The organism is Candidatus Pantoea persica, from assembly GCF_013753875.1.
Taxonomy (GTDB): domain Bacteria; phylum Pseudomonadota; class Gammaproteobacteria; order Enterobacterales; family Enterobacteriaceae; genus Pantoea; species Pantoea persica.
Genome location: NZ_SMDS01000019.1, coordinates 252,384 through 269,104, shown reverse-complemented (window position 1 = coordinate 269,104; position 16,721 = coordinate 252,384). Strand labels below are relative to the sequence as shown.

Here is a 16,721-nt window from a genome sequence, read left to right as displayed (position 1 = left end):
GTTCAATCCCTCAAGGTTGCCTGGAATCGCTTTTTTAATGCCGCAACGCATTTGCCAACGGTCGCGGCAATCTCCTCTTCTTCGAGTGTCCGGCTGGTATCCTGCAAAATCAGGCTGATTGCGAGGCTCTTGAAACCCTCGTCAACGCCCTTACCGCGGTACACGTCAAACAAGTTTACGCCAACCATCTGATTTACTGCAACTTTCTTACACTCGGCAATGATATCTGCTGCAGGGACGTTTTCTGCCACCACAACGGCGATATCGCGACGGTTCGCCGGGAAGCGTGAAATCCCGCGCGCATTAGGTAGGACGCGGTCTGCGACCTTATTCCAAAGCAGTTCAAAGATTAAGGTGCGGCCGTTGAGATCCAGCTTACGTTCCAGTTCAGGATGAACCACCCCGATAAATCCGATTCGTTCGTCGTACAAATAAATTGCTGCGCTCTGGCCCGGGTGTAACGCCGGATTCGCCTCGGCGCGGAAACGAATAGCGTCCAGTTTGCCGGTCAAATCGAGCAGCGATTCTAAATCGCCTTTTAAATCATAGAAGTCAACCGCCTGACGCGCCAGATCCCAGTGCTCTTCATTACGGTTGCCGCTCAACACGCCCGCCAGCATAAGCTCCTGACGAATACCTAAATCCGCTTGGGTATCAGGCACAAAGCGCAGACCGCTCTCAAACAGGCGCACGCGGCCCTGCTGGCGGCTCTGATTGTAGACCACCGCGCTCAGCAGACCGGTCCACAGAGACAGGCGCATCGCCGACATATCGCTGGAAATGGGGCTTGGCAGGATCAGCGCCTCTTCGCCCGGGTGCAGCAGCTGCTGGACCTTGGGATCAACGAAGCTGTAGGTGATCGCTTCCTGATAGCCTTTGTCCACCAGCAGGGTTTTCACGCGCTTCAGCGACAGGTCGCTCTCGCGATGCTGGGTCATCACCAGCCCGGCCTGTACCGGCACGTCAGGAATATTGTTGTAGCCGTAGACGCGAGCGACCTCTTCGATTAGATCCTCTTCAATTGCCATATCGAAGCGCCAGCTCGGCGCTACCGCCTTCCACTCACCCGCGCCGACGCTCACTTCGCAGCCGAGGCGCGTCAGAATGTCGGTCACCTGCTCGTCGGCCACCGCGTGGCCAATCAGGCGGTCCAGCTTTTCGCGGCGCAGCGTAATGGTGGCGCGTGCCGGCAGCGACGCGTCGTGCGTCTGGTCGATCACCGGACCCGCCTGACCGCCGCAGATGGCCAGCAGCAGCGCGGTGCCGCGCTCCATCGCTTTGTACTGCAGCGCCGGATCGACGCCGCGCTCGTAGCGGTGCGAGGCGTCGGTGTGCAGGCCGTGGCGGCGCGCGCGTCCGGTGATCGCCAGCGGATCAAACCAGGCGCACTCGAGCAGAATGTTCTGCGTCGCGTCGTTAACGCCGGAGTGCTTGCCGCCGAAGATGCCGCCCATCGCCAGCGCCTTGTAGTGATCGGCGATCACCAGCGTGTCGCTGCTTAAGGTCGCTTCGCTGCCATCAAGCAGCGTCAGGGTTTCGCCCTGTTGCGCCATGCGCACCACGATGCCGCCGTCGATGCGATCCAGGTCGAAGGCGTGCATCGGCTGTCCCAGCTCCAGCAGCACATAGTTGGTGACGTCGACCACCGGATCGATAGAGCGAATGCCGCAGCGGCGCAGCTTTTCACGCATCCAGAGCGGCGTCGGCGCTCTCACGTTGATGCCTTTTACCACGCGGCCCAGGTAGCGCGGGCAGGTTTCGGTGGCGTCAACGCGGATCGGGAAGGTGTCGCCAATAGCGGCGGCTACCGGCTCGATAGCGGGCGCGGTCAGCGGCAGGCCGTTCAGCACCGCCACATCGCGCGCGATGCCGATAATACCAAGGCAGTCGGCGCGGTTCGGCGTGACGCTGATTTCGATGGTGTTGTCGTCCAGCTTCAGGTAGTCGCGGATATCGACGCCCACCGGCGCATCGGCCGGCAGCTCAATGATGCCGCTGTGATCGTCGGAAATGCCCAGCTCGGAGAATGAGCAGAGCATGCCTTCGGACGGCTCGCCGCGCAGCTTCGCCGCCTTGATTTTGAAGTCGCCCGGCAGCACCGCGCCGGCGGTCGCCACGGCGACCTTCAGTCCCTGACGACAGTTTGGCGTGCCGCAGACGATGTCCAGCAGACGATCGCCGCCGACGTTGATTTTTGTCACGCGCAGTTTATCGGCGTTGGGGTGCTGGCCACACTCTACGACTTCGCCTACTACCACGCCGTGAAACGCGCCGGCCACCGGCTCTACGCCGTCCACTTCCAAGCCGGCCATGGTGATTTGTTCAGAAAGCGCGTCGCTGTTCAGAGCTGGATTTACCCATTCGCGTAACCAGAGTTCACTGAATTTCATTGGATAACCTGCCCTTATTTAAATTGTCTGAGGAAACGTAAGTCATTTTCGAAGAAGGCGCGCAGGTCGGTCACGCCGTAGCGCAGCATGGTGAGACGCTCCATGCCCATACCGAAGGCGAAGCCGGAGTAAAATTCCGGGTCGATGCCGACGTTGCGCAGCACGTTTGGATGCACCATGCCGCAGCCCAGCACCTCCAGCCACTTGCCGTTTTTGCCCATTACGTCCACTTCCGCTGACGGTTCGGTAAAGGGGAAGTAGGAAGGACGGAAACGGATCTGCAAATCCTCTTCAAAGAAGTTGCGTAGGAAGTCGTGCAGCGTGCCTTTCAGGTTGGTGAAACTGATGTTCTTGTCGACAATCAGCCCTTCCATCTGGTGGAACATCGGGGTATGAGTCTGATCGTAATCGTTACGGTAGACGCGGCCCGGAGCGATGATGCGGATCGGCGGCTGCTGATTTTTCATGGTGCGGATCTGCACGCCAGAGGTCTGGGTGCGCAGCAGACGCGTGGCGTCGAACCAGAAGGTGTCGTGATCGGCGCGCGCCGGGTGGTGGCCCGGAATATTCAGCGCGTCGAAGTTATGGTAGTCATCCTCGATTTCCGGACCGGTCACCACCGCGAAACCCAGTTCACCGAAGAAGGTTTCGATGCGATCGATGGTGCGCGTGACCGGATTCAGGCTGCCGTTTTCCGTGCGGCGTCCAGGCAGAGAGACGTCGATAGTCTCCGCCGCCAGGCGCGCGTTCAGTGCAGCGGATTCCAGCGCCTCTTTACGCGCGTTCAGACGCTCCTGCACCTGCTTTTTCGCGTCGTTGATCACTGCGCCCGCAGCCGGGCGCTCTTCCGGCGGCAGTTCACGCAGGGTGGTCATCAGCTGCGTCAGGTGGCCTTTTTTACCGGTGTATTCGACGCGCACCGCGTCAAGGGTGGCGATATCCGTCGCCTCGTCGATAGCGGCCGTGGCGCGGGCCACCAGTTCTACGCGTTGAGACATGGTTTCCTCTTCTTCCAGCCGGGCTGGTCAGCTCTCGTTGGGACATTGCAGTCCAATATGCTTCGCCAGAAACACAAAAACCTCCCTCGTGGAGGCTTTTGGCGCGATTTTTCGTTTCTTTTCTATGCGCTAAAGCCCCGACTGTCCGGTGCTAAAGTAAAAAAGAAACGGAAAATAGCAGCATGCATGCTTGCGTTACCTTGATGTGATCCAGGGGGCACTATTGAAAAGCCCTGCGGCGAAAATGTCAATCTTTTGATTGGGTTACAGGAAATAAAAAAAGGGAGCAAGCTCCCTTTTTCATCTGACTTACGCCAGTGCTAATTTTGCTTTTTCGACCAGTGCGGTGAACGCCACTTTGTCGAATACAGCGATGTCAGCCAGGATCTTACGGTCAATTTCAATAGACGCTTTTTTCAGGCCATTGATGAAACGGCTGTAAGAGATGTTGTTCTGACGCGCTGCCGCGTTGATACGCACAATCCACAGTTGACGGAACTGACGCTTACGTTGACGACGGTCACGGTAAGCGTACTGACCAGCTTTGATAACAGCCTGGAAGGCAACGCGGTATGCACGTGAACGTGCACCGTAGTAGCCTTTAGCTTGTTTTAAGATTTTTTTGTGACGTGCACGAGCAATTACACCACGTTTTACGCGAGCCATGTAAGCTCTCCTGTATCTGTATCAATATTCTGTGGTGCCTTTATCCCCTGCCGACCAGCGGCCGTAGTGCAGGATATTTCGGGCAGATTTATAAAATAAGTTAACTTATGCGTACGGCAGGCAGGCAACAACCAGACCCAGATCGCCTTTAGACACTACGCCTTTCGGGCGCAGGTGACGTTTACGCTTCGTTGATTTTTTAGTCAGAATATGACGCAGGTTTGCGTGCTTACGCTTGAAGCCGCCAGAAGCGTTCTTCTTGAAGCGTTTAGCCACGCCACGTACAGTTTTAATCTTTGGCATTTTAAAAATATCCACTTCGTATTGTTAATAAAACGGACAGGCGAACAAAAGGCCGCACAACGCGAACGCTGCGCGGTTATTGTTACTTGAAAGCCTACTATTTCTTTTTGGGAGCGAGCACCATAATCATCTGGCGGCCTTCGATCTTCGATGGGAAGGATTCGACTACCGCCAGTTCGACCAGATCGTCTTTCACGCGGTTAAGCACTTCCATACCGATCTGTTGGTGCGCCATTTCACGACCGCGAAAACGCAGCGTGATCTTGGCTTTATCGCCTTCTTCCAGAAAACGAATCAGGCTGCGGAGTTTTACCTGATAGTCGCCTTCATCGGTACCAGGACGGAATTTAATTTCCTTAACCTGTATAACTTTTTGCTTCTTCTTCTGTTCTTTAGAAGATTTGCTTTTTTCATAAAGGAACTTGCCGTAATCTATAATACGGCACACCGGCGGTTCGGCGTTCGGGCTAATTTCTACTAAATCAACACCTGCTTCTTCAGCTTTTTCGATAGCTTCGCGAAGGCTGACAATTCCAATCTGTTCGCCATCCACGCCAGTTAAGCGTACTTCAGTGGCGCGGATTTCACCGTTGATACGATTCGGACGCGTCGGTTGTACTCGTTTTCCGCCTTTAATAACCTTATTCCTCTAATTGGTGAAGATTGCGGCTGCTAATCTCTTGTTGCAGCTTCTCAACAAACACGTCGATGTCCATCGTCCCGAGGTCTTTACCACGGCGGGTGCGAACGGCAACCAAGCCTGCTTCCACCTCTTTATCACCGCAAACCAGCATATAGGGGACGCGACGTAATGTATGCTCGCGGATTTTAAAGCCTATCTTCTCATTTCTCAAGTCTGCTTTCACACGAAAGCCAGCATTCTGCAATTTACGTGTCAACATGTCGACATATTCTGCCTGGCTATCAGTGATATTCATTACCACCGCCTGCACCGGCGCCAGCCACGTCGGAAAGAAACCGGCGAACTCTTCGGTCAGGATGCCAATAAAGCGCTCCATTGACCCGAGAAGCGCGCGGTGAATCATCACCGGCGTCTGACGATCGTTGTTTTCGCCTACATAGGTGGCATCCAGACGTTTTGGCAGGGAGAAGTCTAGCTGAACTGTGCCACACTGCCAAGCGCGATCGAGACAGTCATACAGGGTAAACTCAATTTTCGGGCCGTAAAAGGCGCCCTCGCCCGGCTGGAACTCAAATGCGATGTTGTTTTCGTTCAGCGCGGCCGCAAGGTCCTCTTCGGCGCGATCCCACATCTCATCCGTGCCGATGCGCTTCTCCGGACGAGTAGAGAGTTTCACCACGATCTTTTCAAAGCCGAAGGTGCTGTACATGTCATAAACCATGCGGATACAGCTGTTCACTTCGTCGTACACCTGATCTTCGGTACAGAAGACGTGGGCGTCATCCTGGGTAAAGCCGCGCACGCGCATCAGGCCGTGCAGCGCGCCTGACGGCTCATTGCGATGGCAGCTGCCGAACTCTGCCATACGCAGCGGCAGATCGCGATAGGACTTCAGCCCCTGATTGAAGATCTTCACGTGTCCCGGGCAGTTCATCGGCTTGATGCAGTATTCGCGGTTTTCTGACGACGTGGTGAACATCGCCTCTTTGTAGTTTTCCCAGTGACCGGTTTTTTCCCACAGAACGCGGTCCATCATAAACGGCCCCTTCACTTCCTGGTACTGATACTCTTTCAGCTTGCTGCGCACGAAGACTTCCAGCTCGCGGAAGATAGTCCAGCCGTCATTATGCCAGAACACCATGCCCGGCGCCTCTTCCTGCATATGGTAGAGGTCAAGCTGCTTGCCAATCTTACGGTGGTCGCGCTTCGCCGCCTCTTCCAGACGCTGCAGATAAGCATTGAGCTGCTTTTTGTCCGCCCAGGCCGTACCGTAGATACGCTGCAGCATTTTATTGTTGCTGTCGCCGCGCCAGTAGGCGCCCGCGATTTTCTGCAGCTTGAAGTGGTGACAGAAACGCATATTCGGCACGTGCGGACCGCGGCACATGTCGACGTACTCTTCGTGATGATAGAGGCCTGGACGATCGTTGTGGCTGATATTTTCATCCAGAATCGTGATTTTGTAGCTCTCGCCGCGCTCGGCGAACACGTCGCGCGCCTGCTGCCAGCTGACGACCTTTTTCACCACGTCGTAGTTGGTTTCGGCCAGCTGGTGCATGCGTTTTTCCAGCGCGTCGATATCTTCCTGCGTCAGGGTATGGTCGAGATCGACGTCATAGTAGAAGCCGTTATCGATGATCGGACCGATCGCCATTTGGGTATTGGGCCACAGTTGTTTGATCGCGTGTCCCAGCAAATGCGCGCAAGAGTGGCGAATGATTTCCAGACCCGCCTCATCTTTTGCAGTGATGATCGCGACAGAAGCGTCTTTGGTAACGGGATCGACCGCATCGACCAGCTGGCCGTTGACGCGGCCGGCGATACAGGCTTTCGCCAGGCCAGGCCCGATATCCAGCGAGATATCCATCACGCTCACGGCGCGATCGTAGACACGCTGGCTGCCATCAGGAAGCGTAATTACAGGCATTTCATATCCTTAATTGCAGTGGTAAGCCACACGAAAGCTTACATACAACATTGAGTAAGAGTAATTGCCCGGCGCGATGTCAGACCCATGTTGTCGGAATGACGCCGGGAATGTGGTGCGCCGCCGATGATAACAGCTTTGGTGCGGTAGCAAAAACCATTCCCCTGCCGCTAAGTCGTGGTTGTGGTTGTGGTTGTGGTTGTGGTTGTGGTTGTGGCAAAAAAACCGCAGCTAGGCTGCGGTTGGAAGTGGCATCGCGTCGCGCTTACATCGCGTAGGTCAGCATAATGCTGGTTTTGGTGTCGGTGCGATCCGGCGCGGATTCTGGCGGATTGTTGTTCCAGGTCACGTTATACGCCAGCTTCAGGGCGAAGTGATCGTTGATGCCGACCTGCAGGCCGGTTTCAGAGTTAACGGTGGTATCTTCGCCAGCTGCTCAGCACCGAGACGCCCTAAATGAACTTTGTGTTGTCGGTCAGCTGCCACTGGTAGCTCAGCGCGCCGTAGCCCAGCGCTTTGGTTTCTCTGCCACCATCATGGTAATCGTCGTAGCGCACGCCCGGACCAAATTCAGCACGCAGCGAGTGGATCGGGCCATTGAGGATCTGGCGACCATAACCTGCGGTCAGCACGTCGCGCGAATCGTAGCCATTGAAGCGATCGCTCAGCCAGCTCGCCTGACCGAACAGGTAGTCGAAGCTGTTCAGGTTGTAACGGGTACGGCCACCGATGTTATAGGTTTCCGAAAAGCGCTCATCGTTAGAAGAGGTATTCGCCGCGTTGCCCCACAGGCTGTAGGCTATAGCGCTCTGATACCACGTCATATTGGTTTGCGCGGTCAGGGAGGAGCTGGTGGTGTTACCGGTCTGCACCAGGTAACCGGCGGACGCGCTGCCGTCAAACGGCTTTTTCGCCGTTGAAGGATCGTCCATGGCAGTAAAGACATTATTATTGTCTGCTAAAGCTTGGTGGCAAAATGCGCCAGCGGAGAGCAAAAGAATTGCAGAGAGCTTATGAAGCACTTTCATTTAATTGTGACCCGTACGAAAGTTTAAAAAATGAAGAAGAGTGTGAAGAGTTTTCCGGGCCGATCAATGCAATTTACGGCAAGAATGTTTATTAACCTGCAGGGAAAGGGCCCCAGGCCCTGAGTCCCGCTTGATTATTACGACTTTTCTCATTACATTAACTTAACGGCGCGCAGTAGTATAGTGGGCAAATGACAAAAAAGCAGCCTAAATACTACAAGATTTTTCTGAAGCGGCGCGACGCGGCTTTACCCTGCTTTACTTTTTGTGATTGTCTGAAACGCTCGCTTTATCCTGTTCATTATTCGCGCATTTTTTCGCCATGGTCTACGCTGTGATCAGTCACACCCTTCCGAGGAGGCAACATGAGCGGCGATCTAAAACGTTACATTGTCACTTTTAGCTATCACGAAGCGGGCCTCGGCGACATTCAGATGCTGAACAGCGCCATGGTTTCAGCCAGCTTCAGCTCCACTCAGCACGACGACACCGGCAAAACTCACGAGCTGGGCACCAATAGCTTTGGCCTGATTAGCGCCTTGTCGCCGGAAGAGCTGCAGCAGCAGGCCGTCGCCGCAGGCGAGGCCGCAGGCGAGAGCGTACTGCATCAGAAACCAGAGGTCAGCGCAACGACGCTCGACGCTTTCTTACGCGACGCCGCGCAATAGTTCCGCGCCGGTAAGCTGTGCGCAAGCGCGGATTTTTTTCACGCGTTGCGCGCGATACAATCGCCAGCGGGTCGCGCCCTTTCCGGTCAATACCGTACCTGAAGCCTAACGGGTTAAAAGAGGAAAAAGCCATGTGGACCGCAATTAGTCGTCTGTTGAGTGAGCATTTCGGTGACGCCGAAATTACCCAGCGCCATGAGCTTCCCGGCGGCGATGTGCATCCCGCATGGCGCATCCGCTACGGGGAGCATGAGGTGTTTGTGAAATTCAACAGCCGCGATATGCTCTCGCTTTTTACCTGGGAAGCGGATCAGCTGGCGCTGCTGGCGCGCGCACAGAGCATACGCGTGCCGGCGGTTTACGGCGTAGGCCACGCACGCGACAAGAGTTTCCTGCTGCTGGAGTATATCGCGCCGCAGCCGCTGGATGCGGAGAACGCCTTTCAGCTCGGTCAGCAGCTGGCGCGTCTGCACCAGTGGAGCGAGCAGGCGCAGTTCGGCCTCGACTTCGACAACAACATCACCACCACGCCGCAGCCCAACAGCTGGCTGCGCCGCTGGTCAGTCTTTTTCGCCGAGCAGCGCATCGGCTGGCAGCTTCAGCTCGCCGAAGAGAAAGGGCTCGCGTTTGGCGATATCGAGGTGATCGTCAGCTGCGTGCAGCGCGCCCTCGCTACGCACCATCCGCAACCTTCCCTGCTGCATGGTGACCTCTGGCCGGCCAACTGCGCCGGCAGCGCCAGCGGACCGTGGATATTCGATCCCGCCTGCTACTGGGGCGACCGCGAGTGCGATCTGGCAATGCTGAGCTGGTTTTCCAATCTGCCGCGCCAGATCTACGAAGGCTATCAGTCGGTCTGGCCGCTGCCGGATGGCTTTTCCCAGCGCCAGCCAGTTTATCAGCTCTACTACCTGCTCAACCGCGCCAACGTCTTTGGCGGCAGCTGGACAGACGAAGCGCAGTTCGCCCTTGAACGACTGCGCGAGATCGCAGCGCCCGCTGCTGCCTGGGGGCAGGCAGGTGCTGCAGCTCTGTCGTCAACTGGGGCTGAAAACCGGTCTGGTTTCCGCCTCACCGCTGATGATGCAGGAGCGCGTGCTGGCGCTGTTCGACCTGCGCGACGCCTTTGACGTGCTGGTATCCGCCGAGGCGCTGTCCTACAGCAAGCCGCATCCGCAGGTTTACCTTGACGCCGCCGCCAGGCTGGAGATCGATCCGCTGAGCTGTGTGACGCTGGAAGACTCCTTTAACGGCATGATCGCTACAAAAGCGGCGCGCATGCGCTCATTGGTGGTACCTGCCGCCGCGCTGCGCGACGACGCACGCTGGTCGCTGGCAAACGTGAAGCTGGACGATTTGACGCAGCTTACCGCCGCGCATTTGCTGGGCTGATCCTGCGCGAAACAGGATAAAGCATGATCCCTCTCGCAAAAAAAACAATGTTTCATTTTATTGAATTCATTTGCCACTCCTCCTAGTCTGCCCTGCAGACGCCCTGTGGGGCACACATACCTGACATCGCCAGAGGGGATCCAAAATGGACTGTTCGTCAAAGCATAAACAGTGTGAGCATGCCAGACAGCTCGACACCGCCGCGCTGCGCCGCGAATTTCTTATCGAAAAATTTTTTGTTGCCGACAGCTATACCCTGACCTACCGCCATATCGACCGTATCATCATCGGCGGCGTGATGCCGGTCGCCACCAGCGTGACCTTCGGCAACGAGATGGGCAAACAGCCTGGCGTCAGCTACTTTATTGAGCGCCGCGAGCTGGGCCTGAGATCAATATCGGTGGCCCAGGCACCGTGGAAGTAGACGGCAAAGTGTGGGAAATCGGTACGGAAGAGGCGCTTTACATCGGCAAAGGCGCGCAGGCGTTAAGCTTTAGCAGCAGCGATGCGCAGCGTCCGGCGAAATTCTATTTTAACAGCGCGCCGGCCCACGGCCGCTTTCCCGACAAGAAAATCGGCAAAGAGGAGGCGGTACGCACTACGCTGGGCGACCTGGCCACCTCAAACCGCCGCACCATCAACAAATATCTGGTGCCCGGTGCTGCCAACCTGCCAGCTCACCATAGGCCTGACCCGACGAGAGGAAGGCCATCTGTGGAACACCATGCCCTGTCACACCCATGAGCGCCGCATGGAGGTCTACTTCTACTTCGATATGAACCCGGAAAGCGCGGTGTTTCATATTGATGGCCAGCCGCAGGAGACGCGTCATTTGCTGTTGCATAACGAACAGGCTGTTATCTCGCCAAGCTGGTCGATTCACGCCGGCGTCGGCACCGAACGTTACACATTTATCTGGGGCATGGTCGGCGAGAATCAGGTATTCGACGACATGGATCATGTCAAAATCCGCGATCTGCGCTAACCAAGGAGGCTCTCTCATGATACTCAACACATTTAATCTGGAAGGCAAAGTGGCGCTGGTCACCGGGTGTAATACCAGTCTCGGCCAGGGCATGGCGTTGGGCCTGGCGCAGACGGGTTGCGATATCGTCGGCGTTAACCGCGACGATCCCATGGAAACCGAGCAGCGGGTGAAGGAGCTGGGCCGCCGTTTCTGGTCGCTACAGGCGGATTTAATCCGTACCGAGCGTACCGAGCAGGTGCCCTGCGTGGTAGAGAAGGCGGTTGCCGACGCTGGCAAAATCGATATTCTGGTCAACAATGCAGGCATTATTCGCTGCGAAGACGCCCTTAACTTCAGCGAGCAGGACTGGGACGATGTAATGAACATCAACAGCAAGAGCGTGTTCTTCCTGTCGCAGCACGTGGCGCGCCAGTTTATCGCTCAGGGTCACGGCGGCAAGATCATCAACATCGCCTCGATGCTCTCATTCCAGGGCGTACACGCGTTCCCTCCTACACCGACTCAAAAAGCTCGGTCATGGGCCTGACTCGACTGATGGCCAACGAATGGGCGAAGCACGGCATCAACATCAACGCCATCGCACCGGGCTATATGGCGACGAACAACACCGAACAGCTGCGCAGCGATGAAAACCTCAGCGCGGAAATTCTCGGACGCATTCCGGCCGCGCGCTGGGGCGTGCCGGAAGATATGATGGGGCCGGCGGTGTTCCTGGCTTCCGCGGCGTCTGACTATGTGAACGGTTATACGCTGGCAGTAGACGGCGGCTGGCTGGTGTGTTAACAGACAAACGGCGGAGCCACGCCGCCGTTTCCGCAAAAAAATTCACATCTCGTTACGGTGTCACAACTTCTCATTTACTGGATAAATCCCTATACTGGATGCATCGACAGTTTGCAGCCAGGTTTTATCATGACGGGAAAGGCCACGTAATTTTTGTTTGCCACCGCTATTTTTGCCAAGCGCGCGGAACTGACGCCCGTGCTGGCGCAGGCTGACTGCTGGCACCTTATTTCCGCCTCGCTGCTGACCTGCCTGCTGATCGATATCTATCACCCTAAATCCCTGCTGGGCCAGCGACTGAAGTGGCTCTCCTATCCCATCGCACGCGCCTTCGGTCACCGCAGCTTCACCCACAGCCTGTTGGCGGTCGCGACCAGCCTGTGACTGTTTCAGATTAACGTGCCTGCCGACGTGCTGCAGGGCATGACGCTAGACTACCTCAGCCATATCGTGGCAGATATGCTGACGCCCGCCGGCGTGCCGCTGGCGCTTTCGCTTGCCGATTCTGCGCAGACAGAAAGGCAACCAGCTGGAGCGAGCGCTCTGCCTGGCGCTGGTCGGCTACGCGCTCTGGTTTCCTCCCGGCGCGCCCTCTTTTAGTGCGGACGGCTGCCCTTCTCAACTGTTTGATACGCTGCAAAATGGCGTTTCCAGACTGATTTCTGCACAAAAAGCGCATTAAACCGGCAAAAAACGCGATCTGGGTATAAGCCATTCTTTTTGGATAAGTGACCGCGCCGCGTAGCTGCTATCATACGCCAACTTAATTCGTAAGCCACATTATCCGGTCGTGCGGCATACTGCGCGGCCGAATGCTTTTCTCTGGAGACACTATGGATCTTCCTCTGATACTCAACCTGGCCGCTTTCGTCGCTCTGCTGCTGCTGTCGCGCCTCGGCCGCGGCAACTGGAGCCTGTCGAAAAAGGTGCTGGTCGGCCTGACCTTCGGCGTGCTGTTTGGCCTGGCGCTCCAGTCCATCTACGGCGCGCAAAGTGAGGTGCTGAAAACTTCTATCAGCTGGTTCAAACATCGTCGGCAACGGCTACGTGCATGCTGCCGATGATCGTGATGCCGCTCTGGTGTTCGCCTCTATTCTCAGCGCCGCTGCATAACACCTCGTCACTGGGTAAAATCAGCCTGGTGACCACCGCCATCTCCGCGCTGGTCGGCATGTTTGTTACCGGCCTGTTCCATCTCAGCGCCGAAGATCTGGTGCAGGGTGCGCAAGAGAGTGCGCGGCTTGCCGCGATTCAGAACAACTATGTCGGCAAGGTTGCAGACCTGACTGTCCCTCAGCTGCTGCTCTCTTTCGTACCGAAAACCCGTTTGCCGATCTCACCAGCGCCAGCCCGACCTCAATCATCAGCGTAGTAATCTTTGCCGCCTTCCTCGGCGTGGCCGCACTGCAGCTGCTGAAGGATGATGAAGTCTAAGACCAGCGCGTGCTGGTGGCGATCGACACGCTGCAGTCCTGGGTGATGAAGCTGGTGCGTCTGATCATGAAGCTGACGCCGTATGGCGTGCTGGCGCTGATGACCAAAGTGGTCGCCGGTTCGAACCTACAGGACATCATCAAGCTGGGCGGCTTTATTACTGCCTCCTACCTTTTATCTGGGTCTGGCGATTATGTTCGGTGTGCACGCGCTACTGCTGTCGGTCAACGGCATCAACCCGCTGCACTTCTTCCGCAAGGTCTGGCCGCTTATTACCTTCGCCTTTACCAGCCGCTCCGGCGCCCCCAGCATCCCGCTTAACGTGGAAACGCAGACGCGCTGCCTGGGCGTGCCGGAAGCGATCGCCAGCTTATCCGCCTCTTTCGTCGCGACGATTGGCCAGAACGGCTGTTTGGGCCTCTATCCCACCATGCTGGCGGTGATGGTTGCGCCGACCGTCGGCATCAACCCGTTCAATCCGGTCTGGATCACGACGCTGATCGGCATCGTTACGCTGAGCTCTGCCAGTGTGGCGGGCGTGGGCAGCGGCGCGACCTTTGCCGCGCTGATCGTGCGTCCGCTGTGAGGCGATTACCGCGTGCTAATAAGGAGGCCTGACGCTAGCGTTCTCGCAGCTAGCCTGCTGCTGCTGCTGCTGCTGCTGCTGCTGGCAGGCATCCACGCCGCGCCGCTGTCACTGGTGCTGGTCGCCCTTTTCTTCACCATCGCCAGCAACGGGGTAATAGCCACCACCGCCTCTTCGCTGGCGATGCAGAGCCAAGGCCATCGAGCCGGCAGCGCCTCGGCGGTGATCGGCGTCTGCATGTTCTCGCTAGGTGCCGTAGCGGTGCCGATGACCGGCCTCGGCGGCACCTCGCTGCTCAGCATGACCGGCACCATTTTCGGCTGCTTCACGCTGGCGATCCTCATGTTTATTTTCCTGGCGCAGAAACCCGCGCCGCGCAGTAAAACTGCCTGATATCGCAGCAGATAACCGGAAACAACTGGCGCTTTGGCTTGTTGTTTCCGCCGATGCGCATTAGCTTTAACAGATGGTTCGCACGGGCCAAAAGGCCGCTGACTTGAGGAGAGATTCATGTCACTGCAGCAGGAAATCATTACAGCACTTGGCGTTAACCCGGTTATCGACGCGCAGCAGGAGATTCGCCGCAGCGTCGATTTTCTCAAAAGCTACCTGACGCGTCACCCGCTCCTGAAAACCCTAGTGCTGGGCATCAGTGGCGGCCAGGATTCGACCCTGGCGGGTAAACTCTCGCAGCTGGCCATCAGCGAACTGCGCGACGAAACCGGCGACAAAGCGTACAGCTTTATCGCGGTGCGCCTGCCCTATGGTGTGCAGGCGGACGAGCAGGACTGTCAGGATGCGCTGGCCTTTATCCAGCCGGATCGCTCGCTGGTGGTCAACATCAAGGAGTCCGTGCTGGCTAGCGAGCGCGCCCTGAAAGAGGCAGGCATTGAGCTGACCGATTTCGTGCGCGGCAACGAAAAGGCGCGCGAACGTATGAAGGCGCAGTACAGCATTGCCGGCATGACGCAGGGCCTGGTGGTCGGCACCGACCACGCGGCGGAGGCGATTACCGGCTTCTTCACTAAGTATGGCGACGGCGGCACCGACATTAACCCGCTGTTCCGCCTTAACAAGCGTCAGGGCAAGCTGCTGCTGAAAACCCTCGGCTGCCCGGAGCACCTCTACCTGAAGCGCCCGACAGCGGATCTGGAAGACGATCGTCCCGGCCTGGCGGATGAGGTGGCTCTGGGCGTGACCTATGAGATGATCGACGACTATCTGGAAGGCAAAAGCGTCGCGCCGGAAACGGCGAAGATTATCGAAAACTGGTATCAGAAAACCGAGCACAAGCGTCGTCCTCCGATTACGGTATTCGAAGACTTCTGGAAATAACCCGCATTTCCCCTGCCGGCCGGCAGGGGAAACGTTACGCCGCCGCTGTTCACCCCTTAACCCGCTGGCGAAACGCTGAGCAGACTGACATCCTGTATGAATACACAGTTACAGGAGTCTGTCTTGGTTTGACGTGCTGCCACGCACCGCCTCGAGTTCGATGAGGCTGCTATCACGAATATCCCGAACATCTGCGCGAATGGCTGGAAGGCTTGCCCAACCAGCCCGGCGTCTATACCTTTCACGGCGACAGCGAGACGCTGCCGCTCTATATCGGTAAGAGCATCAATCTGCGTCGCAGATCATATCCCATTTCCGCACGCCGGAGGAGGCGCGCATGCTGCGCCAGGCGCGGCGCGTCAGCTGGATCCTGACCGCGGACGATCTCGGCGCGCTGCTGCTGAAAGCGCAGATGATCAAAACGCAGCAGCCGCTGTTCAACAAGCGGCTGCGCAAAAATCGTCAGCTCTGTTCTATTCAGATCACCGACGACCGACCGGAGGTGGTCTATTCGCGCGACGTCGATTTTTCCCACTAGTCGCCTAACCTGTTCGGCCTCTACCGCAGCCGCCACAAGGCGCTGGAGAAGCTGAGCGCCAACCGCGCCTGTTTTCGCGCTGCGCTGGCGCCTACTGTAGACGCGAACCGGTCGAGACGCATCAGGCGCGCCTGCTGGCGGCGCTGGAAGGGGTACGGGTTATGTGCTGGCCGTGGTAGGGCCCGGTCGCGCTGATAGAGGAAGGAAAGCTGATGATGCAGATCCACGTTATCGATCACTGTTTCTCTCTGGGAGCGGTCAACGAAATAGAGGAGGCGCGTCGGCTGAAGCACGCGCCGGGCGGCTTCGATCACGACGGCTATAAAATTCTCTGTCGGCCGCTGCTCTCCGGCCACTATCCCATCGAACCGCTGTAAACAAAACCGCCGACGCTGCCCAGCGCACTTGCTCAACTGGACAACGTCGGCGGTCTCAATGCCTTAGCTCAGCGCGATTATTCGCCAGCCGGCGGCGGCGCCATCTTGCCGTCGCGCGAGCCTTTCTCGGTCAGACGCTTCTCGATAGTTGGCGTTGTACTGCTCTTTCTGCTCCGGCGTCAGCACGTTGTAGAGCTTGTTCTGTTTTTCCATCCTCGCCACCGCCCGCGCTTCCACTTTGGCGCGATCGAAGGTATCAGACGCGATAATCGCATGACCAGCGCGACGCTCTTCCAGCGACGGACGTTTAAAATCTTTGTGGCTCTCTTTCAGGATGTCGTGGATCTCTTTTTTCTGCACGTCGGTCAGGTTCAGACCTTTGAACATCATGTTCATGCCGTGGTGCATCGGCGGCTTATGCGTCGGCTTTTCGCTGCCGGCCGGCGGCTGCGTCAGGTTGTCAGCCGCTGCGTGGACCGCGCTTGCCGCACCGAACGCCAGAGTAGAAGCCAGAATTAGGGAAGTCAGTTTACGCATAATAGTTGTCCTTATCATTCAGTTAATGACGACAGCAGCCTGTCGCATCTTCGAAAGCAAGATTACGCGGCTGAATGTCAAGCATCCAGAGAGTGCGTAAAGCCTTGAAAGCATAAAAGAGAGAAAAC

The 16,721-nt window shown here is 57.0% G+C and carries 8 protein-coding genes and 10 pseudogenes; 10 read left to right on the top strand and 8 right to left on the bottom strand.

Going from position 1 to position 16,721, the window contains the following annotated elements; translation table 11 throughout:
* Positions 1 to 2: 2 nt before the first annotated feature.
* The 7 genes and pseudogenes from pheT to EIO60_RS12015 all read right to left on the bottom strand — a co-directional run bounded on the left by pheT (position 3) and on the right by EIO60_RS12015 (position 7,955).
* Positions 3 to 2,390: a phenylalanine--tRNA ligase subunit beta gene (pheT, locus tag EIO60_RS12045; protein ID WP_258576920.1), complete on the bottom strand. Its 2,388-nt coding sequence runs from the start codon at positions 2,388 to 2,390 to the stop codon at positions 3 to 5.
* 14 nt (positions 2,391 to 2,404) lie between these two features.
* On the bottom strand, positions 2,405 to 3,388 hold the full coding sequence (gene pheS, locus EIO60_RS12040) for a phenylalanine--tRNA ligase subunit alpha (protein ID WP_258576919.1): 984 nt from the start codon (positions 3,386 to 3,388) through the stop codon (positions 2,405 to 2,407).
* A 309-nt stretch (positions 3,389 to 3,697) separates the two neighbouring features.
* Positions 3,698 to 4,054, bottom strand: coding sequence for a 50S ribosomal protein L20 (rplT, locus tag EIO60_RS12035; RefSeq protein WP_258576918.1), 357 nt, complete (start codon positions 4,052 to 4,054; stop codon positions 3,698 to 3,700).
* 105 nt (positions 4,055 to 4,159) lie between these two features.
* Positions 4,160 to 4,357 carry a 50S ribosomal protein L35 gene (gene rpmI / locus EIO60_RS12030; protein ID WP_258576964.1) on the bottom strand — a complete coding sequence of 66 codons (198 nt, stop codon included), beginning with the start codon at positions 4,355 to 4,357 and terminating at the stop codon, positions 4,160 to 4,162.
* Positions 4,358 to 4,454: 97 nt separating this feature from the next.
* On the bottom strand, positions 4,455 to 4,994 hold the full coding sequence (gene infC, locus EIO60_RS12025) for a translation initiation factor IF-3 (protein ID WP_258576963.1): 540 nt from the start codon (positions 4,992 to 4,994) through the stop codon (positions 4,455 to 4,457).
* Positions 4,995 to 4,998: 4 nt separating this feature from the next.
* A complete protein-coding gene (gene thrS / locus EIO60_RS12020; protein ID WP_258576917.1) occupies positions 4,999 to 6,927 on the bottom strand; it encodes a threonine--tRNA ligase in 1,929 nt (642 codons plus the stop codon).
* Between the two features lie 265 nt (positions 6,928 to 7,192).
* A pseudogene (locus EIO60_RS12015) lies at positions 7,193 to 7,955 on the bottom strand (DUF481 domain-containing protein).
* Positions 7,956 to 8,320: 365 nt separating this feature from the next.
* Between EIO60_RS12015 and ghoS the strand changes: the two are divergent.
* The 10 genes and pseudogenes from ghoS (at position 8,321) to EIO60_RS11965 (ending at position 16,056) form a co-directional block, all read left to right on the top strand.
* Complete coding sequence (gene ghoS / locus EIO60_RS12010; protein ID WP_258576916.1) at positions 8,321 to 8,623, top strand: type V toxin-antitoxin system endoribonuclease antitoxin GhoS; 303 nt, start codon at positions 8,321 to 8,323, stop codon at positions 8,621 to 8,623.
* A gap of 131 nt (positions 8,624 to 8,754) precedes the next feature.
* Positions 8,755 to 9,612, top strand: a pseudogene (locus EIO60_RS12005) (fructosamine kinase family protein); the annotation flags it as partial.
* 4 nt (positions 9,613 to 9,616) lie between these two features.
* Positions 9,617 to 10,015: pseudogene (gene hxpB, locus EIO60_RS12000) on the top strand (hexitol phosphatase HxpB); the annotation flags it as partial.
* Positions 10,016 to 10,140: 125 nt separating this feature from the next.
* A pseudogene (kduI, locus tag EIO60_RS11995) lies at positions 10,141 to 11,000 on the top strand (5-dehydro-4-deoxy-D-glucuronate isomerase).
* Between the two features lie 16 nt (positions 11,001 to 11,016).
* Positions 11,017 to 11,786 (top strand): annotated as a pseudogene (kduD, locus tag EIO60_RS11990) (2-dehydro-3-deoxy-D-gluconate 5-dehydrogenase KduD).
* Positions 11,787 to 11,884: 98 nt separating this feature from the next.
* Positions 11,885 to 12,468: pseudogene (locus tag EIO60_RS11985) on the top strand (metal-dependent hydrolase).
* Between the two features lie 151 nt (positions 12,469 to 12,619).
* Positions 12,620 to 13,800, top strand: a pseudogene (locus EIO60_RS11980) (cation:dicarboxylate symporter family transporter); the annotation flags it as partial.
* 6 nt (positions 13,801 to 13,806) lie between these two features.
* Positions 13,807 to 14,199 (top strand): annotated as a pseudogene (locus tag EIO60_RS11975) (MFS transporter); the annotation flags it as partial.
* 117 nt (positions 14,200 to 14,316) lie between these two features.
* A complete protein-coding gene (gene nadE / locus EIO60_RS11970; RefSeq protein WP_258576915.1) occupies positions 14,317 to 15,141 on the top strand; it encodes an NAD(+) synthase in 825 nt (274 codons plus the stop codon).
* Between the two features lie 171 nt (positions 15,142 to 15,312).
* Positions 15,313 to 16,056, top strand: a pseudogene (locus EIO60_RS11965) (endonuclease).
* A gap of 77 nt (positions 16,057 to 16,133) precedes the next feature.
* On the opposite strand, the pseudogene spy reads toward EIO60_RS11965, so the two are convergent.
* Positions 16,134 to 16,593: pseudogene (gene spy / locus EIO60_RS11960) on the bottom strand (ATP-independent periplasmic protein-refolding chaperone Spy).
* Positions 16,594 to 16,721: the final 128 nt, after the last annotated feature.

Coding starts and splice junctions, on each gene's coding strand:
- pheT (WP_258576920.1), bottom strand. CDS start 2,390: ATGAAATTCAGTGAACTCTGGTTACGCGAATGGGTAAATCCAGCTCTG.
- pheS (WP_258576919.1), bottom strand. CDS start 3,388: ATGTCTCAACGCGTAGAACTGGTGGCCCGCGCCACGGCCGCTATCGAC.
- rplT (WP_258576918.1), bottom strand. CDS start 4,054: ATGGCTCGCGTAAAACGTGGTGTAATTGCTCGTGCACGTCACAAAAAA.
- rpmI (WP_258576964.1), bottom strand. CDS start 4,357: ATGCCAAAGATTAAAACTGTACGTGGCGTGGCTAAACGCTTCAAGAAG.
- thrS (WP_258576917.1), bottom strand. CDS start 6,927: ATGCCTGTAATTACGCTTCCTGATGGCAGCCAGCGTGTCTACGATCGC.
- ghoS (WP_258576916.1), top strand. CDS start 8,321: ATGAGCGGCGATCTAAAACGTTACATTGTCACTTTTAGCTATCACGAA.
- nadE (WP_258576915.1), top strand. CDS start 14,317: ATGTCACTGCAGCAGGAAATCATTACAGCACTTGGCGTTAACCCGGTT.